General features: G+C 70.6%; 23 protein-coding genes. 16 read left to right on the forward strand and 7 right to left on the reverse strand.

From position 1 onward, the window contains the following. The first annotated feature begins 182 nt into the window (after window positions 1–182). The 4 genes from AB0K21_RS42060 to AB0K21_RS42075 all read left to right on the forward strand — a co-directional run bounded on the left by AB0K21_RS42060 (window position 183) and on the right by AB0K21_RS42075 (window position 4557). Window positions 183–857, forward strand: coding sequence for a response regulator transcription factor (locus AB0K21_RS42060; RefSeq protein ID WP_030909203.1), 675 nt, complete (start codon window positions 183–185; stop codon window positions 855–857). 13 nt (window positions 858–870) lie between these two features. Beyond that, window positions 871–2307, forward strand: coding sequence for an ATP-binding protein (locus AB0K21_RS42065; protein ID WP_343963110.1), 1437 nt, complete (start codon window positions 871–873; stop codon window positions 2305–2307). A 59-nt stretch (window positions 2308–2366) separates the two neighbouring features. Further along, window positions 2367–3005 carry a TetR/AcrR family transcriptional regulator gene (locus tag AB0K21_RS42070; protein ID WP_343963112.1) on the forward strand — a complete coding sequence of 213 codons (639 nt, stop codon included), beginning with the start codon at window positions 2367–2369 and terminating at the stop codon, window positions 3003–3005. A gap of 133 nt (window positions 3006–3138) precedes the next feature. Further along, window positions 3139–4557, forward strand: coding sequence for an aspartate aminotransferase family protein (locus tag AB0K21_RS42075; protein WP_343963114.1), 1419 nt, complete (start codon window positions 3139–3141; stop codon window positions 4555–4557). A gap of 10 nt (window positions 4558–4567) precedes the next feature. On the opposite strand, the gene folP is transcribed toward AB0K21_RS42075, so the two are convergent. Then, window positions 4568–5401: a dihydropteroate synthase gene (folP, locus tag AB0K21_RS42080; RefSeq protein ID WP_343963116.1), complete on the reverse strand. Its 834-nt coding sequence runs from the start codon at window positions 5399–5401 to the stop codon at window positions 4568–4570. Window positions 5402–5496: 95 nt separating this feature from the next. Next, window positions 5497–6366: a LysR family transcriptional regulator gene (locus AB0K21_RS42085; RefSeq protein ID WP_343963118.1), complete on the reverse strand. Its 870-nt coding sequence runs from the start codon at window positions 6364–6366 to the stop codon at window positions 5497–5499. A gap of 741 nt (window positions 6367–7107) precedes the next feature. On the opposite strand from AB0K21_RS42085, the gene AB0K21_RS42090 reads away from it, so the two are divergent. Next, on the forward strand, window positions 7108–8757 hold the full coding sequence (locus tag AB0K21_RS42090; protein WP_343963120.1) for an LCP family protein: 1650 nt from the start codon (window positions 7108–7110) through the stop codon (window positions 8755–8757). A gap of 108 nt (window positions 8758–8865) precedes the next feature. On the opposite strand, the gene AB0K21_RS42095 is transcribed toward AB0K21_RS42090, so the two are convergent. Further along, on the reverse strand, window positions 8866–10920 hold the full coding sequence (locus AB0K21_RS42095) for a spermidine synthase (protein WP_343963122.1): 2055 nt from the start codon (window positions 10918–10920) through the stop codon (window positions 8866–8868). A gap of 170 nt (window positions 10921–11090) precedes the next feature. Between AB0K21_RS42095 and AB0K21_RS42100 the strand changes: the two genes are divergently transcribed. The 3 genes from AB0K21_RS42100 (at window position 11091) to AB0K21_RS42110 (ending at window position 13545) form a co-directional block, all read left to right on the forward strand. Then, entirely contained in the window at window positions 11091–12449 is a 1359-nt protein-coding gene (locus AB0K21_RS42100; RefSeq protein ID WP_364158355.1) for a S8 family serine peptidase, read from the forward strand. A 289-nt stretch (window positions 12450–12738) separates the two neighbouring features. Beyond that, the gene (locus AB0K21_RS42105; RefSeq protein WP_343963126.1) at window positions 12739–13230 is read left to right on the forward strand and encodes a nitroreductase family deazaflavin-dependent oxidoreductase; all 492 of its coding nucleotides are present in this window, start codon (window positions 12739–12741) and stop codon (window positions 13228–13230) included. A gap of 81 nt (window positions 13231–13311) precedes the next feature. Continuing rightward, complete coding sequence (locus tag AB0K21_RS42110) at window positions 13312–13545, forward strand: hypothetical protein (protein WP_343963128.1); 234 nt, start codon at window positions 13312–13314, stop codon at window positions 13543–13545. Between the two features lie 117 nt (window positions 13546–13662). On the opposite strand, the gene AB0K21_RS42115 is transcribed toward AB0K21_RS42110, so the two are convergent. Both AB0K21_RS42115 and AB0K21_RS42120 read right to left on the reverse strand, forming a co-directional pair. Continuing rightward, entirely contained in the window at window positions 13663–14406 is a 744-nt protein-coding gene (locus AB0K21_RS42115) for an ABC transporter permease (protein WP_343963129.1), read from the reverse strand. Then, a complete protein-coding gene (locus AB0K21_RS42120; protein WP_343963130.1) occupies window positions 14403–15245 on the reverse strand; it encodes an ATP-binding cassette domain-containing protein in 843 nt (280 codons plus the stop codon). The genes AB0K21_RS42115 and AB0K21_RS42120 overlap by 4 nt, the downstream gene beginning before the upstream one ends. 76 nt (window positions 15246–15321) lie before the next feature. Here AB0K21_RS42120 and AB0K21_RS42125 point away from each other — a divergent pair, with 76 nt between their 5' ends. Continuing rightward, window positions 15322–15972, forward strand: coding sequence for a TetR/AcrR family transcriptional regulator (locus AB0K21_RS42125; protein WP_364158360.1), 651 nt, complete (start codon window positions 15322–15324; stop codon window positions 15970–15972). 92 nt (window positions 15973–16064) lie between these two features. After that, a complete protein-coding gene (locus tag AB0K21_RS42130) occupies window positions 16065–17006 on the forward strand; it encodes an ion transporter (protein ID WP_343963133.1) in 942 nt (313 codons plus the stop codon). An 11-nt stretch (window positions 17007–17017) separates the two neighbouring features. Here the strand turns inward: AB0K21_RS42130 and rpsD are convergent, their stop codons facing one another. Beyond that, window positions 17018–17632 carry a 30S ribosomal protein S4 gene (rpsD, locus tag AB0K21_RS42135; protein ID WP_364158364.1) on the reverse strand — a complete coding sequence of 205 codons (615 nt, stop codon included), beginning with the start codon at window positions 17630–17632 and terminating at the stop codon, window positions 17018–17020. An 88-nt stretch (window positions 17633–17720) separates the two neighbouring features. Between rpsD and AB0K21_RS42140 the strand changes: the two genes are divergently transcribed. After that, on the forward strand, window positions 17721–18446 hold the full coding sequence (locus AB0K21_RS42140; protein ID WP_364158367.1) for a DUF2470 domain-containing protein: 726 nt from the start codon (window positions 17721–17723) through the stop codon (window positions 18444–18446). A 451-nt stretch (window positions 18447–18897) separates the two neighbouring features. Beyond that, on the forward strand, window positions 18898–19092 hold the full coding sequence (locus tag AB0K21_RS42145) for a CsbD family protein (RefSeq protein ID WP_030909134.1): 195 nt from the start codon (window positions 18898–18900) through the stop codon (window positions 19090–19092). Between the two features lie 88 nt (window positions 19093–19180). Here the strand turns inward: AB0K21_RS42145 and AB0K21_RS42150 are convergent, their stop codons facing one another. Then, a complete protein-coding gene (locus tag AB0K21_RS42150) occupies window positions 19181–19486 on the reverse strand; it encodes a hypothetical protein (RefSeq protein ID WP_343963136.1) in 306 nt (101 codons plus the stop codon). 97 nt (window positions 19487–19583) lie between these two features. Between AB0K21_RS42150 and AB0K21_RS42155 the strand changes: the two genes are divergently transcribed. The 4 genes from AB0K21_RS42155 to AB0K21_RS42170 form a co-directional block, all read left to right on the forward strand. Then, the gene (locus AB0K21_RS42155; protein ID WP_343963137.1) at window positions 19584–19949 is read left to right on the forward strand and encodes a hypothetical protein; all 366 of its coding nucleotides are present in this window, start codon (window positions 19584–19586) and stop codon (window positions 19947–19949) included. Window positions 19950–20371: 422 nt separating this feature from the next. Further along, window positions 20372–20638 (forward strand): hypothetical protein, encoded by a 267-nt coding sequence (locus AB0K21_RS42160; RefSeq protein ID WP_343963138.1) that lies wholly within the window; start codon window positions 20372–20374, stop codon window positions 20636–20638. 298 nt (window positions 20639–20936) lie between these two features. Continuing rightward, on the forward strand, window positions 20937–22469 hold the full coding sequence (locus AB0K21_RS42165) for a S1 family peptidase (protein ID WP_364158372.1): 1533 nt from the start codon (window positions 20937–20939) through the stop codon (window positions 22467–22469). Between the two features lie 372 nt (window positions 22470–22841). Beyond that, a partial coding sequence (locus tag AB0K21_RS42170; RefSeq protein WP_364158375.1) for a S1 family peptidase occupies window positions 22842–24155 on the forward strand: 1314 nt, incomplete at its 3' end.

Genomic DNA, 24155 nt, shown 5'->3' on the forward strand with positions numbered 1-24155 from the left:
GTCTCGCTCGTTCTGACATCTCATTCCTCCACGCTATGCCGTCGGTGCCTGTGAACAGCAGCCTGCGGGACGGCTCCTGTGCCGAGGCTGAGACAGACTGAGAGGGCTCACAGGATTCTCAGCCACCTCTCAGGCCGGGTGGTCGAGGATGGGAGCGTCCAAGGTGGGAGAAGGGGTGGATCATGCGGGTTCTCGTCGTGGAGGACGAGCGGCGGATGGCCGCGGCCCTGCGGCGGGGTTTGCAGGCCGAGGGGTTCGTGGTCGACCTCGCGCACGACGGGGAGGACGGCCTCCACCAGGCCAGGCACGGCGAGTACGACGTGGTGGTGCTGGACATCATGTTGCCCAGGATCTCCGGCTACAACGTCTGCAAGCAGCTGCGGGCGGAGGAGAACTGGGTGCCGATCCTGATGCTGTCCGCCAAGGACGGCGAGTACGACATGGCCGACGGGCTCGACCTCGGCGCCGACGACTACCTGACCAAGCCGTTCTCGTACGTGGTGCTGGTGGCCAGGCTGAGGGCGCTGCTGCGGCGCGGCGCGCACCGGCGCCCGTCCGTGCTGAGGGCCGGGGACCTGGCACTGGATCCGGCGCGGCGGCGCGTCACCAGGGGCGAGACACCGGTGGAGCTGACGCCCAGGGAGTTCGCGCTGCTGGAGTTCCTGATCCGCCACCACGACGAGGTGGTCTCCAAGACGGAGATCCTGGAGCACGTCTGGGACACCTTCGACACCGACCCCAACGTGGTCGAGGTCTATGTCGGCTACCTGCGGCGCAAGATCGACGTGCCGTTCTCCAGGAACGCGCTGCAGACGGTGCGGGGAGCGGGGTATCGGCTGGCCGGCGATGGCGGCTGACGTGGCGGCTGACATGGCGGCTGATCCCGCGCCCCGGCCCCGCCCGGCTCCCCCGGCCGAACCGCCCCCGGCGACCGGCGCGACCCCGGGGGGAAGGGGTCGCGCGGTCGGCCTGTGGCGGCGCCGGAGCCTGCGCTTCCGGCTGACCGCGGTCGCCTCGGCCGTGCTGGCGGTGGCACTCGTGGTCTCGGCGTACGTGATGATCGGCGTGCTCCGCAACGCGCTGCTGAGCACCATCGACGACTCGATCTACCAGCGGGCCAGGGAGGCGGTCTCGCTGGCCGACGCCGAGCGGCTGCCCAACGAGATGACCTCGCCGGACGGCACGCTCCTGCAGGTGGTCGACGGTACCGGGCGGATCACCCACACCACCGCCGGCACCGACAGGCTGGTGCCGCTGCTGAACACCGCCGGCCGTGCCGAGGCGATCGGCGCGGCCGAGGCGCGCTTCCTGGACGGAAAGCCGTACGGCATCCCGCACGTGCTGCGAGTCCGGGTGCTCAGCGCCGACCGGGGAAGGACGGTGATCGCGGCGCGCCCCTTCAGCGAGGTGCAGACCAGCATCTCCACGGCCGGGCACGTGCTGCTCGTCGGCACACCGCTGCTGCTGATCCTGCTCGCCGGGGTCAGCTGGGTGATCATCGGCGGGACCCTGCGGCCGATCGCGGCACTGCGCCGGGGCGCGGAGGAGATCACCGACACCGCCCGCTCCCATCGCCTGCCGGTGCCCGAGGCGCGCGACGAGGTGCACAGCCTGGCCACGACGCTGAACGCGATGCTGGCCCGGCTGGAGAAGGCGGACATCCGGCAACGGGCCCTGGTCTCCGACGCGGCGCACGAGCTGCGCAGCCCGCTGGCGAGCATCCGGCTCCAGCTGGAGGTGGCGCTCGGCCATCCCGAAGGGCAGGACTGGCAGGAGACGGCCGAGGGCGTGCTGGAGGACACCATGCGCCTGTCCCGGCTGGCCGAGGACCTGCTCGCGCTGGCCCGCCTGGACGAGCGCGGCGGCACACCGGCGCGCAGCGAGCCGGTGGAGCTGGACCAGCTGGTCCAGCAGACCGTCGAGCGGTACGGCCAGGCCGTCACCGTGCGGATCGGCGACGGCCCGATGGTGACGACGGGGGACGCACTGGATCTGGGACGGGTGCTGGTCAACCTGGTCGACAACGCGCTGCGGCACACCCGCACCGTTGTGCTGGTCGAGTTGCGGGACGAGGGAGCCGACGCCGTGCTGACCGTCACCGACGACGGGCCCGGCATTCCCGAGCTCGACCGGGAGCGGGTGTTCGACCGGTTCACCCGGCTGGACAGCGCGCGCAGCCGCGACGAGGGCGGGGCCGGTCTCGGCCTGGCGATCGTGCGCGAGACGGTGCACGCCCACGGCGGCGCGGTCCGTCTGGAGGACGCCGCACCGGGTCTGCGGGCGGTCGTACGACTTCCGCTATCTTGACCAAGGATTGTCGATCGCCTCCTTGGTCAGGTGATCGATCAGGATCTAACGTCGCATTCATGACTTCCGGTGACGGCAGCGGGCGAGAGCCGATCCTGCGGGTCGCGACCAGCCTGTTCGCCGCCCTGGGATACGACAGCACGACCACAAGCCAGATCGCCGAGGCCGCCGGGCTGAGCGTCGAGGCCCTCACCGAGGAGTTCGGCGGCAAGCGGGAGCTCTATCTGGAGATCATGGAGCGCACCTACCGGGCCGAGCGGGCGTCGCTGGAGGAGGTACTGACCGGCGCCTCCACCGCGACCCCCGAGCAGACGGCACTGCTGATCCACCGGATCGCCGACCACTACCTCGACTTCTGCCTGGCCCATCCGGAGTTCCCCTCGCTGTGGATGCACAGGGCGCTGTCGGACGCCAGCGACCTCACCGAGCTGGAACGGAGGTACATCCGGCCACAGGTCTCCTACGTCCAGAGTGTGATCACCCCCACCGTCGAGGCGAGGCACCTCGGCCCCGACGTCGACCTGGAGTACGTCTTCTGGTCGATGGTCTGGTCCGTGCACGGCTTCTGCCAGGGCGGGGTGCTCGACGAGAACGGCGACCGTCAGGGTCCCGAGGACCCCGACGCGCTGCGGCGGTTCCGTATCCACCTGCACCGGATGATCCATCGTGCCGCCGCCCTGCCCGGCTCACCTCCCTGACACCTTCCGGCGCGCCCGCGGGGCGAGAGCCCGGCGCCACGATCCGTATGATCCTGGGGTATTCCCCTGCGGCCTCTGCGGGCCGCGTCCCTTCCGGCACGCGAGCCGTGCGAGCCGTCCCCCGAGGAGACCGATGAGCCTGCCTGACAAGGGCCGCAGCACCGAGGAACTGCTCGCCGAGATCACCCGCCTCAGACGGGACGACCTGCCGGTGCGCGGCGGCAAGGTGACCGCGTACGTCTACGACACCGGGCGCCCCGAGGTGCACGAGGCCGCCGCCAGGGCCTACTTCGAGATGCTCGAGGTCAACACCCTCGACCCGACGGCGTTCCCCAGCGTCGTGGAGATGGAGAAGCAGGTCGTCGGCGCGGTCGCCGAGCTGCTCGGCGGAGGTTGGGGCATCTTCACCAGCGGCGGCACCGAATCGATCATGCTGGCGGTGAAGGCGGCCCGGGACTCCGGGAAGACCGCGGGCCGCCCCCGGATGGCGGTCCCGGTGACCGCGCACCCGGCCTTCCACAAGGCCGCGCACTACCTGGGGGTCGTGGTGGACGCGGTGCCGGTGGACCCGGTGACCTTCCGGGCCTCCCCCGCGGCCGTCGAGGCCGCGATCGGCGAGGACACCGTCCTGGTGGTCGCCTCGGCTCCGTCCTACCCCCAGGGCGTGATCGACCCGATCTCCGAGATAGCCGCGATCGCCGCCGCGCGCGGCGTGCCGTGTCACGTGGACGCCTGCGTGGGCGGGTGGCTGCTGCCGTGGCTGCGCGAGGCCGGGGCGAATGTTCCGCCCTTCGACCTGTCGGTTCCCGGGGTCACCTCGCTCTCGTGCGACCTGCACAAGTTCGGCTACTCCCCCAAGGGCGCGTCGGTCGTGCTGTTCGCCGACCCGGCGCTGCGGCGCCGGGCGTACTTCGCCTCGGCGTCGTGGCCCGGCTACACGGTGATCAACGCCACGGTGCAGAGCTCGAAGTCCGCCGGCCCGCTGGGCGGCGCGTGGGCCACCTTCCAGGCCCTGGGCAGGGAGGGCTACCTGGAACTCGGCCGCACCACCCTGGCGGCGGCCCGCACGCTCCGCGAGGGCATCGCGAAGATCCCGGGGCTACGGGTGCTCGGCGACCCCGAGTCCGCGCTGGTCGCCTTCGGCTCGGACGAGGTGGACGTGTTCGTGCTGTCCGACGAGGCCAGGAAGCGGGGGTGGTTCCTGCAACCGCAGCTGTCGTACGCGGGTATCCCGGCCAACATCCACATCACGGTGACCGGGGTGACCCTGCGGGGTGTCGAGGCGATGCTGGAGGTGATCGCGGAGGCGGCGGAGGCGGCCCGCGGGCGCGGCCCCGCACGGTTGCCCGAGGGGCTGGTGGAACTGATCGCGGAACTGGACCTGGACACGCTGGACGACGAGACCTTCGGCGAGCTGGCGGCCTCGGTCGGGGTGGATCTGGGCGGTTCCGGCCAGCCGGAGATGGCCGTGGTCAACGCTGTCCTGGACGCCCTCCCCGCCGACCGCCGGGAGGCGGTCCTGATCCGCTTCCTGTCCGTCATCTACTCCTGACGCGCCGGCGTCATCGCCGGAGCCCGGCGACGGTGGCCAGGGCCGCGCGGGCGGACGCGGCGTCGTGGACCCGGAACACCCGGGCGCCCTGCCAGGCGGAGACCGCCAGCGTGGCCATGGTCCCCGCGTGGCGCTCGTCCACCGGGAGCCCGCCGAGGGTCTCACCGACGAAGTCCTTGTTGGAGACCGCGACGAGCACCGGCCAGCCGGTGGCGACCATCTCGTCCAGGCGGCGGCTGATCTCCAGGGAGTGCCAGGTGTTCTTGCCGAAGTCGTGCGCCGGGTCGATGAGGATCGACTCCCTGGAAACTCCCGCGGCGACGGCGCGTTCGGCGAGGTCGACGGTGTAGCCGATGACGTCGGCGACCACGTCGGCGTAGGCGACACGGTGCGGGCGGGTGCGGGGGGCGACCCGTCCCGCGTGCGCGCAGACCAGGCCGATGCCGTGCTTGGCCGCGACGGAGGCCAGGTTGGGGTCGACCCCGCCCCAGGTGTCGTTGAGCAGGTCGGCGCCCGCCTCCGCGACGACCTCGCCGACCTCCGCACGCCAGGTGTCGACGCTGATGACCAGCCGGGGGTGGCGCCGCCTGACCTCGGCGACCAGGTCGGCCACCCTGCGGATCTCCTCCGCGGGGTCGACCTCGTCACCGGGACCCGCCTTGACACCGCCGATGTCGACGATGTCCGCGCCGCCGGCGACGGCACCGTCCACCGCCTCCAGGGCCGCCGCGAAACCGTAGGTCCTTCCCCGGTCGAAGAAGGAGTCGGGGGTGCGGTTGACCACCGCCATGATCGCGAACTCACCGGGCCGGAACTCACGGCCTCGCAGGTGCAGAGTAGTCATCGAGACCGAGCCTATAGCCCGGTGTCGGAGAGGACGGCGCTCCCACCTGCGCCGCCTCTGGGGGAAACTTGGAAAACTGACGAGCCTCGGGGCTCCTACGCGGCCGACCCACTTTCGGCCACGGACAGGAACTCCTGGGCGATGGCGGGCAGCCGCCGTCGCGCGTGAACGATGGCGATCACCCGGCGGACCGAGGGATCGAGGGTGCGGACCACGAGTCCGGCGCGGGCGGCCTGCTCGGCCATCCCCCGGTACCAGAGCATCGAGGCCGTACCCGAACGGACGGTGTTCAGCCAGTTGCCGCGCTCGTCGAGCTGCGTCGCCGCCACGGGGGCCACACCGTGCTTGGCGAAGAGCGCGTCGAACTCCCTGCGCCGGGTGCTGCCGGGGACCGGCAGCACCAGACGCATGCCGTTGAGTCTCCTCACCGGCACCGGGTCGGGCAGGTCCACGCCGGGCGGGGAGATCAGCACGATCTCCTGGCGCTCCAGCGGGTGGCTGACCAGATCGGTGGGGACGGGCAGGTCCGTCAGGCCGAGGTCGGCCCGCTGGTCCCTGATGGCGCTCACCACGCCGTCCCGTCCGTCACAGCGGACAATCTGAATGCGTACCCCGGGATGTTCCGCGGTGTACGCGGGGAGAAGGCGTCCGGCCAGCCCTGGTTCGAGGCTGGGTATCGAGGCGATGCGGAGCTCCGCCTCGGAGGTGTGGCCGTGCGTGGACAGTGCCTCGATCTCGCGAACGGCATCGAGTGCCTCCCTGGCCAGCTTGACCACCCGGCGCCCCTGTGCCGTGACGACCACGCCACGTCCGGAACGCGCGAACAACGTCATGCCGAGCTCTCGTTCCAGATCCCTGATCGCACGGGAGAGCGCGGGTTGCGCGATGTACAGCGATCTGGCCGCGTCGGTCATGGTGCGATGCTCCGCCGTCGCGACCACATAGCGGAGCTGCTGCAGATTCATGCCTCGAAGCTAGGTCACGAGCCCCGGATCGGTCCGGCACATCGCGGAGATCACCTCGGCTGATTTCGGAATGTAATCGAACGCAGCGACATCCGTGACGGATGATAAATCAGTATGCTTACGCCCCAAATTCGGCAAAGGTCCCGGCCGGTAGCGCGCATCGGGGCCCGGGTTCGCGGGGAGACAGCTTGGCGGCCGGCGGGCGGACCCCCTCCGACGCGGGGTTGGACGGCCCGCGAGGGCGGCCCGGGACCGTCCTCGGCCTTCACCGCACCGGCCCGGTGAGCCCCGCCCCGACCTCCCGGCACCCCCGTGACCACGGCTTTCCGGCGAGCGACGACCGGCGTCCGCACCGGCAGGGAGAAGCGCGGGGCGTGGCGGTGATACCCGGCCGGCACCGACCCCGTACTGGCGTCATAGGTTAAGGGGCCATTTACCGTAGATTGGTCATCTGTCTGTCGTGTCCAGGTATGGGGACTAGAATCCTGGCAAATTCCGTTCAATCGGGGAGCCTTGGCTGTTTTGCCAGGTGGACCGGGGCAAAACGTAGTAGGAAGCGGTGTGACGATGCACCTTGGGCAAGACTCGGGGGATCTCGCCGGCGAAAGCGGGAAACGGCGCCCCCGGCGCCGCGGCGGGAGCCGCGGCGGGGGTCCCGGTGCGGGCTCCGGTGCGAGCCACGGCGGCGCGCAGGGTCCGGCCGAAACGCAGCCTCCCCCTCCCGCGCCCCAGGTCCACAACGTGTCCGACGGTCCCCAGGACGCTCCCGACGGGCGGGGGACGCTCCCCCCACCGGCTCAGCCCGGCACTCAGCCCGGCACGCGAGGCCTCTCCGACGGGCAGGGGACGCCCCTCCCGCAGGCCGGGGCCGCCTCGGGGCCCGCCGGACCGTCCCGCCCGGCCGGGGGACGGCCCCGCTTCGCCAGGCCGCTGACGGTCGGCGCGCTGATCGGCTGGACCGCGCTGTCGGTGATCCTCCCCGGCGCGGCGCACCTGCGGTCGGGACGCCGCCGCGTCGGATACATTCTGCTAACGATCTTCGGTGCGCTGCTGCTCGCCGCTCTGGTCGGCGGGCTCGTCATCAGCAGCGACGGGAACACGGGCTTCGTCGCCCGGGACAGCACGCTGATGACCGGGGCGGCCCTGGCCATCGCCGGCGCGCTCGCCTGGTTCCTGCTGGTGCTCTTCTCCTACATCTCCCTGGGGCCGGAAAGGCTCAGCGGCCGGGGACAGATCGTGTCGGGCATCGCGGTGGGCGTGCTGTGCGTGTCGGTGATGGCGCCGTTCGCGCTGACCGCGAGCACCGTGCTGACCCTCAAGGAGGCCGCCAACACCATCTTCGAGAGCAACGCGGGCAATCCCACCGCCGCCCCGGTCAAGCACGAGGATCCGTGGGGCGGGCGCGATCGGGTGAACTTCCTGCTCATCGGCGGCGACGGGGCCGGGAACCGGGAAGGCGTGCGGACCGACAGCATGAACGTGGCCAGCGTGCACGTCGCGACCGGCAACACCGCCATGTTCAGCCTTCCCCGTAACCTCCAGCACGTCCGCTTCACCCCGGGCACCGCGCTCGCCAAGCAGTTCCCCAACGGCTTCATGCGCGAGTTGCCGAACGGCGGCCTGCTCAACGAGGTCTGGCAGTACGCCGAGGACCACCCCGAGGTCGTACCCGGCAAGAAGACGGGGCAGCGAGGCCCCGCGGCGCTCATGGACGCCATCGGCTACACGCTCAACCTGAAGATCGACTACTACGCCCTGGTGAACATGTTCGGTTTCGCCCACCTGGTCGACGCCATCGGCGGCCTGAAGATCAAGGTGGAGCGCGATGTCCCGTGGGGCGGCCTCTACGGCACCGCCGGGACCATCAAGGCCGGATACCAGAAGCTCTCCGGCGAGGAGGCGCTCTGGTACGGGCGCTCCCGCGTCGGCAGTGACGACTTCTCCCGGATGGCCCGCCAGCGCTGCGTCATCGGCGCCTTCGCCCAGCAGGCCACCCCCTCGGTGGTGCTCACCAACTTCGCCAAGATCGCAAGTGTGGCCAAGAAGTCCGCCAAGACCGACATTCCCCGCGAGTTGCTTGAGCACATCACCGAACTGGGGCTGAAGGTCAAGGACGCCAGGATCGTCAGCCTCCAGTTCGTGCCGCCGGAGTTCTACACCGGCTCACCGGACTGGCAGAAGATCCGTGCCGCGACCGCCAAGACACTGCGCCAGTCGGTGCGGCCCGCCCGCCGCCCCCAGGCCGCGGGGGTGACCGCCTCCCCCGGCGCGAGCGGCGCGACGCCCACCGCCACGCCCAAGCCCTCCAGGAGCACGACGGTCCAGCCGAGCCAGACCCCCACCCAGAACGGCAAGTCCGCCCAGTCGCTGGACGAGGCCTGCGGGTTCTGACCGGTCCGGCGACCACCCCGCGCGCGGCGGCCCGTCCTCCTCGGAGAGGAGGACGGGCCGTGCTTCTTCCTCGACCCCGTGCTCTTCCGGGGCCGTCGCGTCCCCGGCTCAACCGGCCCCGACGGTCCTGGCGGTCCTGGGCAGCAGGGCGAAGGCGCCGAGATAGACCAGGCCCGCCACGATCAGCAGTGCCTGGTAGCCGATGACCAGCGCCAGATACTCCAGGCAGCCGCCGACCATCGCGCCCAGCAGGTTGGCGCCGAAGGACACGGTGGCGTCGGCGGAGTCGGCGAAGCGCTTGGCGAAGACCACGTTGGCCGCGAAGATCGGCAGGAACGCCACGACCACGGCGACCACCGCGCGCAGCGGCAGCGGCAGGCCCAGCAGCCAGGAGTTGGGCACCAGCCAGGCCAGGACCAGCCCGGCGAGCAGCACACCGTACATCACGGGCAGCGACGGCACCCTGAAGCGGCGGGTCACCTCCACCGCGGCGAGCACGGCGATCAGCACCCCGCCGAACACGATCGCGTTCACCACCCAGGTGGTGCCGAACAGCAGCGCGAACCCGGTGACGCTCTTGGTCTCCAGCAGCAGGAACGCCACGCCGAGCAGGAAGAGGTCGGCGTACGGGCGCATCCGGCGGTACGGACCGGCGACGGCGCGGACCGCGAACAGGCTGACGAGCAGGATCAGCCCGAGGGTGATGAGGTAGATCTGCGGGATCGTCCGGTCCTTCAGGTAGAGGAAGGGCCGGTCGTCACCGCTCGGTGGCGGAGTGTCGGCGGTCGCCCCCGCCCACTCGGTGCCGCACGCCTGCGCCTCGGTGGTGAGGCCCGCGGTGATCACCGCCTGCTGCCCGGTCTCGCTGACGATGTCGACGCAGGGCTTGTGGCCGAAGGCGGCCTGCATGGTCGCGCCGAGGCGGTCGACCAGCCAGGTCTCGCGGTAGTAGTTGTACATCGAGAAGGCGCCGCCCGGCTTGAGGTGGTCCCTGGCCGCCTCCATCGCCTGCTGGGTGAACAGGTAGCTCTCCAGTCGCAGCGAACTCGCCCCGGAGACCAGGGTGAGCGAGTCGGGCAGCGCGAAGAGGATCAGGTCGTACTTGCCGGACGTCCTTTCCAGGAAGGCGCGGCCGTCGGTGACGTGGGTGGTGACCCGGGGGTCGTCGTAGGGCCTGTCCGGGTGGTAGGAGCGGCCGAGTTCGAGCAGCTTGGGGTCGATCTCCACCGCGTCCACGTGCTTGGCGCCCTTGGACAGCGCGATCGACACGTCGGTGCCGCTGCCCGCACCCACGATCAGCACGTCGTCCAGCCTGCCGGAGGCGGCCCGCTCGTACGGCAGGGCGTATTGGCGCTCCCACTCCAGACGGCTTTTCGCCGGGGTGGCCTGCTGGTGCGGGATGCCGTTGACGTCGATGTTCATCAGCGGCACGTCGTTCCAGTAGCCGCGCACGTAGGTCACCTTGTAGTAGGGCGACCACAGCGCTCCCGCCGTCAGCGTCTCCGTCGCGAGGGCACCGACGATGACCAGTGACGGGACCAGCAGCGCCACCCGGGCCCAGACCCTGCGGGGCCGGAGCAGCACCGCGTAGGCGATCGCGGTGATCGTCCCCCACACCACCGGGGGTGCGCTGAGGAACGACAGCGCGGTGAACAGCCCGATGCCGCTGAGGCTGCCGATCAGGTCGTAGCGGTAGGCCTCCAGCCGTTCGAGTTCGGGGAAACACCGTCCGACCAGTTCGGCCGGGCCCATCAGCACGATCGCCGCCGCGGCGAAGATCACGGGCAGGATCAGCCAGGGCGGCGGGCCGCTGGCGCTCAGGCTCGTCCAGTACAGGACGCCCTCGGTCTGGCGGTCCACGGTCACCGGGAAGAGCAGCACGACCAGGACCAGGACCGCCAGCACGATCGGCGAGTAGTAGGGCTGCCGGGTGCTGCGCCCCACCCGCAGGAAGCCGAGCCCGATACCGAGGAAGGACCCCAGCAGGACGAAGTTGGTGAAGTAACTCAGATGAACGATGTTCGACCCGGTCCACCGGATCAGGGCCAGTTCCAGGAAGAGCATGAAACCACTGGCCACGATCAGTCTGGGACGGGTACCCAGCCAGTGCGTGTGCCGGACATCGGAATGGGAGGTTGGCGTCGTCTCCGCCGCTGCGGTCATGCCGTCCAACGCTAGTGACCGGCACCCGCTCAGGGAAGGAAATCCAGGCTCACCGTTTGCACCGGTTAAGTGGCTTGGAGCCTGATAGAAGGTGATTTCAGCGGCTGGACGCGCTCCAGGTGGATGCAGGAATGTGGTGGGATCCGATCCCCCGACTCCCGGTGGTGCACATGCGAGTCCTGCTCCAGCTCCGCCCCTCCCCCGACGTCGTCGCGGCCGTCGCCGACCCCGCGGTGAGCACGGCGGCGGCCGACGTCGCCGACCCGCTGCCGGGGGTCGTCGTGGACCCCTCCTTCTCGCCCGTCGTCGTACCCCGCCCGGTGCCCGGCGCCGGAGGCGATCCTCTCTCGCTCAACCAGCCGCTGACGTTCTCCTTCGCCGCCGACGAGGCCTCCGTCCTGGTCCGCGGGGAGATCTCCGACGACGAGCTGTCCACCCGGATCACCCTGCTGCCCACGCTCCGCCCCGACGTCGTGGGGGTCTTCGCCGACCCGACGATCGAGCGGGGCCTCACCTGCGGCGGCACGCCCCCGGTGGGCGACTGGCGTGACGTGGAGCGACTGCTCCACGTCACCGAGCTGGCCGGTGACGGCCTCGACGGCTCGGGCGTCGCGCTCGCGGTGCTCGACACCGGAATCAACTCCGCGCACGTCGCCCGGCACCTCGGCCGCGACGTCACCGTCGACGGGCGGCGCAGCTGGAAACCGTCGGGGGTGCAGGGCAGGGCGGGTGAGTTCCCTGTCGACCACGGCACGATGTGCGCCTTCGACGCGCTCATCGCCGCCCCGAAGGCGTCACTGATCGACGTGCCCGTGCTGCTCTCCCGGCGCCCCGGTGGCTCGGCCCTGGACGGCCTGCTGTCGGACGCGGTGGCGGCCTTCGCCCACCTGCGCACCGTCCTGGAGGCCCAGCCCGCCGCTTCGCGGTCCCTGGTCGTCAGCAACAGCTGGGGCTCCTTCTCTCCCAGCTGGGACTTCCCCGTCGGCCACCCCGGCAACTACTCCGACAACCCGGCCCACCCGTTCAACCTGATCGTCTCCAGCCTGGAGCGGGCGGGCGCCGACGTGTTGTTCGCCGCGGGGAACTGCGGGCGCGACTGCCCCGACGGCCGGTGCGCGTACCCGGACCGGCCGATCACCGGCGCCAACTCCCACCCGCGCGCCCTGTCGATCGGCGGCGTCGACACCCGCGGCGAGCGGGTCGGCTACTCCTCTCAGGGGCCGGGCCGCCTTGTCGCCCGCAAGCCGGACCTGTGCGCCTACACCCACTTCTCCGGCTCCCGGGCCTTCGGCGACGACGAGGCGGACTCGGGCACCTCGGCCGCGTGCCCCGTCACCGCCGGCCTGGTCGCGGCCGTGCGCACCCGGTGGCCCTCCTCCCGCCTGTCCCCCGCCCAGCTGCGCACCCTGCTCCGGCGCACCGCCGACGACCGGAGCGACATCGGCTTCGACCACGATCACGGCTACGGCGTCGTCGACGCCGCCGGGATCCTCGCCTCGCTGCGACGCCGCGCCGAACGCGCGCTGTGAGGTCAGGCTCCTGATCGCCGTACGGCTGCCCGACGCGACGCTCACGCAGGCCAGGCGGTATCTGGAGCCGCCGGAGAAGGAGAACCCGAGAATTCCGTACGGTCCCCCGGCCGGCCTTTCGTCAGGGGGTCTCACGGGCGGCCGAGCCATGCCTGGCTCACGAAGAGGCCGCGAACACCGGGCTCGGGCGTCCTGGTGCCGGACGCCCGGGCCCGAAGGTTGACCTAGCGCTTGCTACGCCTTACGGTGGGGCGCACGCCGGATCGGGGCGAGAGATTGCGAGATCGCTGTGCGCCGACGCCTCATCGGGATGCTCAGGCCGTTCGTCCAGTGGCTGTCGGCGACGGACGCCTTCGCCAGGATCGCGCCCGGGATCGTGCCCAGAATGGACCGGGCCGCGCACCGCCTGACCCGGGGCAGGGTCGTGCTGAGCGACCAGATGCTGCCCACCCTCATCCTCACCACGACCGGCAGCAAAAGCGGCGAGCCGCGCGTCGCGCCGGTCTCCTGCCTGCCCGAGGAGGACGGCGGCTTCCTGCTGGTCGGCTCCAACTTCGGCCGCCCGAACCACCCCGCCTGGAGTGGCAATCTCATCGCGACCCCGGAGGCCACGGTGAGCTTCCGGGGCCAGGTGTCACCGGTCACCGGCCGCCTGTTGACAGGCGACGAACGGGCCGACGCCTGGGCGCGGCTGGTCGGTGCCTGGCCGGTCTACGACCGCTACACCGAGCGGGCGGCCGACCGCGAACTGCGCGTCTTCCGCCTCTCCCCTCGCCTCTGACCGGCCACGCCTACGGCGCCGTCGACACTCCCGGGATCCTCGCCTCGTTGCGGCGCCGCGCCGAACGCGTACCGTGAGGTCATGCTTCTGATTACCGTACGGCTCCCGCCCGACGCGACGCTCGCGCAGGCCATGCGGCACCTGGGGCTGCCGGCGGAGGAGGTCGACACCGGCTACGGCCTGGTGCCCATCGATCCCGATCAGGGCCTGTACGGGCTGCGGGTGACCGAGGCCGCGGCCCGCCGCGTCGACCCCACGGCGGGCGAGGGCCCCTACGCCGATCCGAGGATCGAGCCGTACGGCCCCCCGGCCTGATCCCCGAAGGTCGTCGTGTGCCGGGGCGGGCCGGGGGCGCGGCGCGTGCCGCCAGGCCCGGGTCCGTGGCGGAGGACCGGAAGGCGCGGTCGGCGCGGTATCCGGCGGTCTCGGCGGTCAGGCGTTCTCGCGGTTGAAGACGCGGGTGCCCACCAGGACACAGACCACGGAGAGGACCGCGGTCACGGCGACGCCCGCGACCACGGTCATCGTCGCGTAGCGGCCGACGAACAGCTCGCGTATGGCCTCCAGCACGTAGCGGAACGGCGTGAGGCGTGACAGCGCGTCCAGCCAGCCGGGCGCCATCGACATCGGCAGGAACGCACCGGACAGCAGGACCAGCGGGACCACCGCCGTACTCATGACCGGCGCGAACGCGTCGGGATCCATGACGAGCGCGATCGCGTTGGAGAGCGCGGCCAGGCCGACCCCGAGCAGCGCCATCAGGGCGAGCGCGAGCAGCACTCCGGGGAGCGTCGCGCGCAGACCGAACGCGTAACCCACCGCGATCAGCGTGATCGACTGGATCAGCAGGGTGAGCGAGCCGGCCAGCACCCGGCCGAGCAGCAACGAGACGCGGTGTGCCGGGGTGACCCGCAACCGGTCCAGCACGCCGGCCTGGGCGTCGAAGACGATGCCGAAGCCGGACAGACCCGCGCTGAACAGCCCGACCTGGACCAGCAGGCCGGGGATCAGCGTCTCCCAGGTGCCGATCGTGGCGAACAGCGGGCCGAACAGCACCAGGTAGAGCAGGGGTTGCAGGACCCCGAAGACGATTCCCGCCTTCTGCCGCAGGGAGATCCGGACGTTGTGCCGGAAGATCAGCCAGGTGTCACGGACGATGCCCGTCAAGCCGTTCACCGCTCCTCACCCGCCGCGCCCGGCCCCTCGGTCGTTCCGTCGGCGACCCGGGCTTCGAAAGCCGTTACGCCTGCCGGCCGGGAACCACCGGGCACTTCACCGCCCGGCGGATCGTCTCTCAGAGAGCGGCCGGTGATGGACAGGAAGACGTCGTCGAGGGTGCCGGTGCCCCCCTTGAGCTCGGCCGGGGTGCCCTCGGCGACGATCACACCGTGGTCGATGACGAACAGACGGTCGGCGAGCGTGTCCGCCTCTTCGAGATAGTGCGTGGTCAGGAAGACCGTGAGGCCGGCACCGTCGCGCAGGTCCCTGATCCGGTCCCAGAGAGCGGCCCGGCTCTGCGGGTCCAGGCCCGTGGTGGGCTCGTCGAGGAAGAGCAGTGACGGGTTGTGGACCAGCCCGAACGCGAGGTCGAACCGGCGGCGCTGGCCACCGGAGAGAGCCCCGCCCGGCCGCTCCCGCAGCGCGGTCAGCCCGAGTCGGCCGAGCACCTCGGCGACCCGGTCCCGCGCCTCGGCCGGGCGCATGCCGTAGAGCATCGCGTGGAGTTCCAACTCCTCCCCCACCGGGTTCGCCGGGGCGATCCCGCCGCTCTGGGACACGTAGCCGATGCTCCGCCGCACGCCCTTCGGATCGGTGATCAGGTCGTGCCCGGCGACCGTGGCACTGCCCCCGGTAGGACGGAGCAGTGTGGTCAGCATGCGCATCGTGGTCGTCTTTCCCGCGCCGTTGGGACCGAGGAACCCGACGATCTCCCCGGTCTCCACCGTCAGGTCGACGCCCCGGACGGCCTCGACACCGCCGGGGAAGGTCTTGCTCAGAGCTGATGTCTTGATCATTTGATCGCCTCCATTCGTAAAGTAACACCAAATTTGGTGTCACTGCAAAATTCACCCGACCCCATAGGATGACCTCATGAGCGAGGGCCTGCGTGAGCGCAAGAAGCGGGAGACCAGGGAGCGCATCTCCGACATCGCCACCGGGCTGTTCATGACGCGAGGCTTCGACAGCGTGACGGTGGCCGAGGTCGCCAGGGCCGCCGACGTGTCGGTCAACACGGTCTTCAACTACTTCGGCACCAAGGAGGACCTGCTCTTCGACCGGCGGCAGGAGGTGGAGGAGCTGCCGAGCCGGGTGGTGCGGGAGCGCGGGCCGGGAGAGAGCGCACTGGGCGCACTGCGCCGCGACTTTCTCGACGCGCTCGACACCCGGCACCACCGCTACGGCTTCCACGAGGGCAGCGACGCCTTCACCCGGATGATCGCCGAGAGCCCCTCACTCAACGCCCGGATCAGGAAGATGAACGAGGCACGCGAGCAGGTCCTGGCCAGAACGCTCGCCGACGAGGCCGACGCCGACCCCGACGACCTCACTCCCACGTTCGCCGCCGCCCAGATCTGCGCGGTGCTGCGCGGGCTGACGGCCCACGCCGTCCAGCGCATGCTCGCGGGCGAGAGCCTCGACGACATCGCCCCTGACCTGCGGCGGCAGGCCGAGCGCGCCTTCGAGCTCCTGGAGTCCGGCATCGGTGACTACTGCGTCAGGTCACCGAGCGTCCCGCACTGACCCGGCCCGGCTCCCCTGGCGGAACCGGACCGCCGTCAACGCGTTACGATCTTGGCTTGTCCTCGGCCATCCGATCCCCTCAGGAGCCACCCGTGCCGACGCGCGAGCGTCTCCGCGCCGTGCTGGAAACATCCCGTTTCCAGCACTTCATCACCACCGTCATCGTGATCAATGCGGCTACACTCGGGCTGGAGACCTCGGCCACGGCCGTCGAGCGGTACGGCACGGTGCTCACCGTGATCGACCATCTGGCGCTCTACATCTTCGTCGCCGAACTGGCCGTCAAGCTCTACGCCCAGGGCCCGCGGTTCTTCCGCAACCCGTGGAACCTGTTCGACGCCGCGATCGTGACGGCCTCGCTGCTGCCCACCGCGGGCGGGCTCTCGGTGCTGCGGGCGCTGCGGATCCTGCGGGCGCTACGGCTGATCTCCGTGGTGCCGAGCCTGCGCAGGGTGGTGACCGCGCTGCTCACCGCGGTGCCGGGGATGACCTCGATCGTGCTGCTGCTGGGACTGGTGCTCTACGTCGCGGCGGTGATGGGCACGAAGCTCTACCACGCCACCGCTCCCGAGTATTTCGGTGACCTGCCCACCTCGCTGTTCACCCTGTTCCAGATGATGACCGGGGACGCCTGGTCCGACATCACCCGCGAGGTGATGGACGAGCACCCGGAGGCGTGGGTGTTCTTCGTGGCGTTCATGCTGGTGTGCACGTTCGTGGTGCTGAACCTGTTCATCGCGGTGGTGGTCAGCGCGATGGAGGAGGAGCACGCCGAGGAGTCCGTGCAGGCGACCGCGGAGTTGGGCAGAACGGTGCTCGCCGAGTTGGCCGCGCTCCGGGCCGAGGTGCGGGAGCTGCGAGAGCAGATCCCCGCGGCGCGCGGCAGCGGTCCGGGTACGGCCGCGAACGGCAGGCCGGGAGGCGACGGCGCGGGGAGCAACGGCGCGAGAGGCAACGGTACGGGTGCCAACGGCGCGGGTGCCAACGGCGCGAGAAAGCCCGCCACCCGGAAGGTGGCGGGCCGACGCCGCTGACAGACGTCAGGTCAGCGCGAGTAGAACTCCACCACGAGCTGTTCGTCCACCGGGACCACGACCTGCTCGCGCAGCGGGCGACTCAGCAGGGTGAACCGAAGCTCGGCGTGGTCGACCCCGAGATAGGCGGCGACCCTGTCGTCCGCGTACACACCCTCGGAGGCGGCGACGAAGGGTTGCATCCGGCGTGACTTCTCACGCACCGCGACGACCTGGCCCGGCCTGACCAGGTAGCTGGGAATGTCGACCTTGCGGCCGTCCACGGTGATGTGACCGTGGGCGACGTACTGGCGGGCCGCGTAGATGGACGGGGCGAGGCCGGAACGTAGCACCAGGGAGGCCAGCCGCGTCTCCAGCAGCACCACCAGCTCGGCGCCCGCACGGCCACCGCCGCGCAGCGCCAGGTCCCAGTAGCGGCGCATCTGGCGCTCGGAGACGTCGTAGTACCAGCGCAGCTTCTGCTTCTCCATCAATCGCAACCCGTAGTCACCGGTCTGCCGCCGGTTGGTCTTGCGACCGTGCTCACCCGGCGGGTAGGGGCGCTCCTCGAAATATCGGACGGCCTTGCGGGTCAGCGGCACGCCCGCCCGGCGGGACAGGCGCACCTTCGGTCCGGTGTAGCGCACGCTCGCTCCTCTATGGTTAGGTTTACCTTAGTTAGGCAAGGCTAATCTTATACAGCAGTTTCTCCCCGACCTCAAGGAGAGCCGGTCCATGCAGCCAGTCACCGCTCCGCCGATCCCCGAGCGGGTCCGCACCCTCGCCGCCGGCGCCGCTCCCACCCACGTGTCCGTCGCCGGAGGCGCCAGCCCCGCGATGCCCGCCAGGGGGGGTGTGGACGGCGCCGGCCGGCCGGTGCTGCTCGTCCTGCCGGGCGATCCGCTCCATGGCGCCCGGGATGAGCCCGTGGTGACCGTGGACCTGACGTCGAATCGCTCTCTGGGGGAGCACGAGCTCTCGCGCGGCCTGCTCAAGGTGCAGGGATGGGCACAGCCCGTGCCCGCGGCCGAGGTGCGACGGACCGCTGTGGCGATCGCCGAGCGCTGCCCCGACGAGGCGCTGTTCGAGGTGCTGGAGGGGACTGACGGCCCCAGGCTGCTACGTGTCGACGTCGGCAGGGTGATCTATCTGACCGGCCCCGAGTCGGGTGTGCTGGACGCCGAGGAGTATCTCGGCGCCACCCCCGACCCGCTGATGAGCGAGGCCGAGCGCATGCTCCAGCACGTCAACGGCGCCCATCGCAGGCAGCTGGAGACCGCCCTGTGCTCCCTGCTCGCCGAGCCGGTGCCGGGAGCCTGGCTCTGGGAACTCGACCGCTTCGGCGCGACGGTCCGCTGCGGCGTCGAGGACCCGACCCTGATCCGGCTCCCCTGGCCCTCGCCCATGGCCGACGCCGAGTCTCTCGAACAGGCCGTACGCTGCCTGCTCTGCCACCGCTGACGGAGCGGCCGAGTAGGCCCGGTCAGCGGCTGGAAAAGGCCGGCCGAACGGCCGGGGAAGAGCGAGGAAACGAATACCCGTGACCATAGTCCGGTTCGGAAGCACGAATTCCGTTCGTTCGCTGTGCGCGCTTTTCGCTGGAAGCGGAGAACCGATCGTTTCGTTTTCACGCCGGGGCGGCGGTCTCATTCGCGAGGCGTGGATGTTTCGCCCTCGTCGCGCGACGCCCGAGGGCGGACACGATCCCGCCGCACGTGATGCTCACCACGCCGTCTCCACCCCTTCCCTCAGACCCGCGCCACGGACCGGATTCCAACGGCCCGCCCGTGCCGCGGGGGCGTCGCCACCGGCCGGTCGGCGCCGGGTCCGGGCATCGGACATGTTTACTCCCTTCCACAGCGGAGAAAGGGACTGCGTGGGCTAAATTCCACAAAACGGGAGGAACTACACCATGGGTGCCGACGACAAGCTTTCCAACAAGGCGCAAGAGGCCAAGGGCAAGATCAAGGAAGGCGTGGGCCGCGCCACCGGCGACGAGCGCCTTGAGGCCAGCGGCAAGGACGACCAGGCCGGAAGCCGCTTCAAGCAGGCCGGAGAGAAGGCGAAGGACAGCGCGAAGAAGGTCAAGGACGCCTTCAAGAGCTGACCCACGATCGCCCCGTGGCGGGGGTCCCGGCGTTCCGGGACCCCCGCCGCCATGTCCGGTCCCGTTTCGAGGGGGACGAACCGGGCCTTTAGGAGACGGGGCCGACCTCCGGCTCCGGGGACCCGGACCCGTCCCTGCCCTCCACCTCGTCCTTCGCGTCCTCGACGCCCCGCTCGGCCTGGCTCGCCCCCGCTGAACCTTCTTCTCCCGGGGTACGGCGCACATCGTCCGGGTCCGCCAGAAGCGGCCGCTCGGGGAAGGTGGTGTCCGCTCCCGACCGTTCCGCCACGATCCTGCTCTCGCCGTCGGCGCCTCGTGGACCGGCGGGAGGCAGGCCCTCTTCCGAGACGTCGCGCTCCACCGTGTTCTCGTTCACCTCAGGGTTGTCGGTCATGCCAAACCTCTCCCCTGGCCGGGTCCGAATATGTCGCCGGACAGGACATCGAGCCGGTGAGCGGGGTAGTGGGAACCTCGACGAAGGGAGCAAGGTCATGACAGTCACCCAATTCCGTGATCTGCCGCTGGCCGACCACGACAGGGAGTGGGACAGCGAAGCGGCCGACAGGCGCGTTCGCACGTGGGCCGGCGCGGAGGAGGAGCCCAATGCCCGCTACCGGGAGGCCCACCTCTGGTACGACGGTGACGAGCCGGACAACTTCGGAAGCTACAAGCTTCCCGTCGCCGACGTGATCGGCGGCGAACTCAAGGCGGTTCCGCATGCCGTGCACGCCGCGGCGGCGATCATGAATGGGGCGCGAGGCGGGATCAAGGTGCCGGCGGAGGACGTCGGCAGGATCAAATCCCACCTGGCCAAGTACTACGCGAAGATGGGCGAGACCCCTCCCTGGGAGCACTGACCCTGGGAGCATTGACCCGATCTCGCGCCTCACGTTCGGTTTCGGCCCGGCCCGACGGACACCGCCGCCACTCCGAGTCGGCCCCGGCAGTGCCTTCGACGTACGCGAGGGCGGGTTCGCGGCCCGCTCCGGCCCATGGGCCCATGGTCACCGCGCACGCCCGCCCCTGCCCGGCCTCGCCGGCACCACCGTGACGGCCCGTACGCGCCGCGGCGGGGCATCGGGCCGCGGCGACCGGATCGGGAGCGCGCGTCCGGTTCCGCGCACCGGTGTCCGCCCCGATTCCAGGCGGGTACCGGTGCCGCCCGAATGCCCCGACGGCGTCCGATCCCGCGAAGCCGGAACAGAGCGTGAAATACGAGCCCGGACGCTTGACGAGGCGGTATCCGGGTACAGGGAGCGTCCGCGACCAAGGAGAGAGTGTGACTTCCGAAGAACAGCTGCCCGAAGAGACCTCGGCGACCGGGAAGCCCATGGTCGGTGCGACCCCGCGCGATGTGGTCCACATTCGCCTGGGCTCGTTCGCCCTGGTAGCGGTGATCGCCCTGGGAGCGCTCGGTCTCGTGGCCGGTATCACCTGGCTCACCGTCGTGATGGCCGTACTGGCCGTGGCGGTGGTCGTGGACATCGCCCTCGCGGTGCGCCGCCAGTCGCGCACCGCCCCGAACAGGACGACGGAAGCGGGCTGAGCCGCCGCACGCGATCCGGGGGCCCCGCCACGCCCGACCTCGTGAGGCCGTGCTGACCCATGCGCGGCGACGGCATCGGCCGCGTCCCGGTGACGGCGGACGGCGGCCGCCTCGGCGCAGCCGATGATCAACCGGGCGAACGGGCACAGCTGAAATCACCCTCCGCGTGGCGCGCGGCATTGAGGCCCTGACCGGCAACGGCTGGATTAGCATGGCGTCGCCCACATCGCATGATCAACCTGCGATACGTGGTGCTCTCCCCCCTCACGCCCGGAAAGCCGAGGTCGAGGAGAGACCCATGTCCCGCAGACACGCCATCACCACGGGATGCCTCCTGGTGATCACCGCGCTCACGTCGGCGCCCGTCCCGGCCGTCGCCCAGGTCCGAACCGCGAACGCTCCCGCCGTCCCGGTCGCCTGGAAACCCCCGGCGGGCATGATCGAGGCACTCCAGCGCGACCTGCACCTCACCAAAGAACAGGCCCAGACCCGCCTGCTCAACGAGACCCGCCTGGCGACGGTCGAGGCGGACCTGCGCGGGAGACTCGGTGCGCGCTTCGCCGGCGCCTGGTTCGTCGGAACCGTCGCGCAGCGACTCGTGGTCGCCACCACCTCCGAGGCCGACATCCCCCAGATCGTCGCCACCGGCGCCCGCGCCGAGATCGTGAGCCGCTCCCTGTCGGACCTGGCCGCCATCAAGGAACAGGTGGACAACACGCCGGCCGCCCGCAAGGAGACCGGAGCCGTGCGCTACATCGACGTGCGGAGCAACAAGGTGGTCGTCCTCTCCAAGGACGTCGTGGTAGCCTCGAACGCCCTGGAGGCCTCCGGCGCGGATCCGGTCGCGGTGAAGGTCGAGCCCTCCAACGAGACCCCTCAACTCCTCGACGACCTCGTGGGCGGCAACGCCTACTACATCGGGACCACCGAGCGCTGCTCGATCGGCTTTCCGGTGACCCGCGGAACCCAGAACGGTTTCGTCAGCGCCGGCCACTGCGGCAAGCGGGGCGACACCACGAGCGGCTCCAACTGGACCGCCCAGGGTGTCTTCCAGGGATCGAGCTTCCCCGACAGCGACTACGCCTGGGTCTCCGTCAACGCCAACTGGACCCCCAAGCCCGCGGTGAACAACGGCTCCGGGGGCACCGTGCCCGTCGCCGGCGCCAGGCCGGCCATCGAGGGCGCCTCGGTCTGCCGGTCCGGCTCCACCACCGGCTGGCACTGCGGCACCATCCAGCAGCGCGACACCAGCGTCACCTACCCCCAGGGCACCGTCTACCAGTTGGCCCGCACCAGTGTCTGTGCCGAGCCGGGCGACTCGGGTGGCTCGTTCATCTCCGTGGACCAGGCCCAGGGAGTCACCTCCGGCGGCTCCGGCAACTGCACCGCCGGGGGCGTCACCTACTTCCAGCCGCTCGACGAGATCCTCTCCGCCTACGGCCTGACCCTGATGACCGTGGGCGCCACCACCACCCCTCCCGGCACCACCCCGCCGAGTACGATTCCGCCGGGCGCATCCCCCTGCAACGGCTACCCGAAGACCGTCGCCGGCAAGCTGAACGACGGCCAGTCCGTCTACCAGCCGAACAACAGGTACTACCAGACGGCGGCCCCCGGCCAGCAGTCCGCCTGCCTGGACAGCGATGACAACGTCGACTTCGACCTCTTCCTCCAGAAATGGAATGGCACGAGCTGGGTCACCGTCGCCACCTCCGACAGCCCCGGCCCCGACGAGCAGGTCGGCTACACCGGCACGCGCGGCTACTACCGCTACCGCGTGACCTCCGCGAGCGGCTCCGGCTCCTACACCCTGAAGTACAAGACGCCCTAGAGTCCGTGCGGTGGACGCCCCGTCGCGACGGGGCGTCCACCCGGTGTCCCGCTTCCCGGGAAACCCCACCTCACGGATGACCCGACCTCACCGATGACCCGCGAAGGCCTTCCCCCGAGGAGGAAACGATCGCCTGAACCCGTGTCCGGCGGTCGTCACCTCGGCGCAGCCGACGATCAACCGGGCGAACGGGCCACGAGCGGAACACAGCGACAGACCTCGGCCGAAATCACCCTCCGCGTGGCGCGCGGCATTGAGGCCCTGACCGGCAACGGCTGGATTAGCATGGCGTCGCCCACATCGCATGATCAACCTGCGATACGTGTTGCTCTCCCCCCTCACGCCCGGAAAGCCGAGGTCGAGGAGAGACCCATGTCCCGCAGACACGCCATCACCACGGGATGCGTCCTAGTCATCGCCGCGCTCACGTCGGCCCCCGTCCCGGTCGCCGCCCAGCCCCGGAAGGCGAACACCTCGGCCGCCTGGAAACCACCGGCGGGCATGATCGAGGCACTCCAGCGCGACCTGCACCTCACCAGGGAACAGGCCCAGACCCGCCTGCTCAACGAGACCCGCCTGGCGACGGTCGAGGCGGACCTGCGCGGGAGACTCGGTGCGCGCTTCGCCGGCGCCTGGTTCGTCGGAACCGTCGCGCAGCGACTCGTGGTCGCCACCACCTCCGAGGCCGACATCCCCCAGATCGTCGCCACCGGCGCCCGCGCCGAGATCGTGAGCCGCTCCCTGTCGGACCTGGCCGCCATCAAGGAACAGGTGGACAGCACTCTGGCCGCTCGCGAGAGTACGGGAGCCGTGCGCTACGTCGACGTGCGGACCAACAAGGTGGTCGTCCTCTCCAAGGAGGTGACGGTGGCCACAGACGTCCTGGAGAACTCCGGCGCGGATCCGGTCGCGGTGAAGGTCGAACCCTCCAACGAGACTCCCCGCCTGCTCGACGACCTCGTGGGCGGCAGCGCCTACTACATCGGGACCACCGAGCGCTGCTCGATCGGCTTCTCGGTGACCCGTAGCCCCCAGAACGGTTTCGTCAGCGCCGGCCACTGCGGCAAGCAGGGCGACACCACGAGCGGCTCCAACCGACTCCCTCAGGGCGTCTTCCAGGGGTCCGTCTTCCCTGGCAGCGACTACTCCTGGGTCTCGGTGAACGCCAACTGGACACCCACCCCCACGGTGAACAACGGCACCGGGAACACCGTGCCCGTCGCCGGCGCCAGGCCGGCCATCGAGGGCGCCTCGGTCTGCCGGTCCGGCTCCACCACCGGCTGGCACTGCGGCACCATCCAGCAGCGCGACACCAGCATCACCTACCCCCAGGGCACCGTCTACGGGCTGGTACGCACGGACGTCTGTGCCGAGCCGGGCGACTCGGGCGGCTCGTTCATCTCCGTGGACCAGGCCCAGGGAGTCACCTCCGGCGGCTCCGGCAACTGCCTGGCGGGCGGTGTCACCTACTTCCAGCCGGTCAACGAGATCCTCTCCGCCTACGGCCTGACCCTGACGACCTCCGGCGCCACCCCACCGGCCACCAACCCGCCGGGCACGTCCCCCTGCAGCGGCTACCCGAAGACGGTCACCGGCAAGCTGAACGACGGCCAGTCCGTCTACCAGCCGAACAACAGGTACTACCAGACGGCGGCCCCCGGCCAGCAGTCCGCCTGCCTGGACAGC

Source organism: Streptosporangium sp. NPDC049248, from assembly GCF_040678965.1.
Lineage (GTDB): Bacteria > Actinomycetota > Actinomycetes > Streptosporangiales > Streptosporangiaceae > Streptosporangium > Streptosporangium fukuiense.

What these genes read in the sequence shown, in the direction of transcription:
- AB0K21_RS42060 (WP_030909203.1), top strand. Translation starts at nt 183, where the DNA reads ATGCGGGTTCTCGTCGTGGAGGACGAGCGGCGGATGGCCGCGGCCCTG.
- AB0K21_RS42065 (WP_343963110.1), top strand. Translation starts at nt 871, where the DNA reads ATGGCGGCTGATCCCGCGCCCCGGCCCCGCCCGGCTCCCCCGGCCGAA.
- AB0K21_RS42070 (WP_343963112.1), top strand. Translation starts at nt 2,367, where the DNA reads ATGACTTCCGGTGACGGCAGCGGGCGAGAGCCGATCCTGCGGGTCGCG.
- AB0K21_RS42075 (WP_343963114.1), top strand. Translation starts at nt 3,139, where the DNA reads ATGAGCCTGCCTGACAAGGGCCGCAGCACCGAGGAACTGCTCGCCGAG.
- folP (WP_343963116.1), bottom strand. Translation starts at nt 5,401, where the DNA reads ATGACTACTCTGCACCTGCGAGGCCGTGAGTTCCGGCCCGGTGAGTTC.
- AB0K21_RS42085 (WP_343963118.1), bottom strand. Translation starts at nt 6,366, where the DNA reads ATGAATCTGCAGCAGCTCCGCTATGTGGTCGCGACGGCGGAGCATCGC.
- AB0K21_RS42095 (WP_343963122.1), bottom strand. Translation starts at nt 10,920, where the DNA reads ATGACCGCAGCGGCGGAGACGACGCCAACCTCCCATTCCGATGTCCGG.
- AB0K21_RS42100 (WP_364158355.1), top strand. Translation starts at nt 11,091, where the DNA reads ATGCGAGTCCTGCTCCAGCTCCGCCCCTCCCCCGACGTCGTCGCGGCC.
- AB0K21_RS42110 (WP_343963128.1), top strand. Translation starts at nt 13,312, where the DNA reads ATGCTTCTGATTACCGTACGGCTCCCGCCCGACGCGACGCTCGCGCAG.
- AB0K21_RS42120 (WP_343963130.1), bottom strand. Translation starts at nt 15,245, where the DNA reads ATGATCAAGACATCAGCTCTGAGCAAGACCTTCCCCGGCGGTGTCGAG.
- AB0K21_RS42125 (WP_364158360.1), top strand. Translation starts at nt 15,322, where the DNA reads ATGAGCGAGGGCCTGCGTGAGCGCAAGAAGCGGGAGACCAGGGAGCGC.
- AB0K21_RS42140 (WP_364158367.1), top strand. Translation starts at nt 17,721, where the DNA reads ATGCAGCCAGTCACCGCTCCGCCGATCCCCGAGCGGGTCCGCACCCTC.
- AB0K21_RS42145 (WP_030909134.1), top strand. Translation starts at nt 18,898, where the DNA reads ATGGGTGCCGACGACAAGCTTTCCAACAAGGCGCAAGAGGCCAAGGGC.
- AB0K21_RS42150 (WP_343963136.1), bottom strand. Translation starts at nt 19,486, where the DNA reads ATGACCGACAACCCTGAGGTGAACGAGAACACGGTGGAGCGCGACGTC.
- AB0K21_RS42155 (WP_343963137.1), top strand. Translation starts at nt 19,584, where the DNA reads ATGACAGTCACCCAATTCCGTGATCTGCCGCTGGCCGACCACGACAGG.
- AB0K21_RS42165 (WP_364158372.1), top strand. Translation starts at nt 20,937, where the DNA reads ATGTCCCGCAGACACGCCATCACCACGGGATGCCTCCTGGTGATCACC.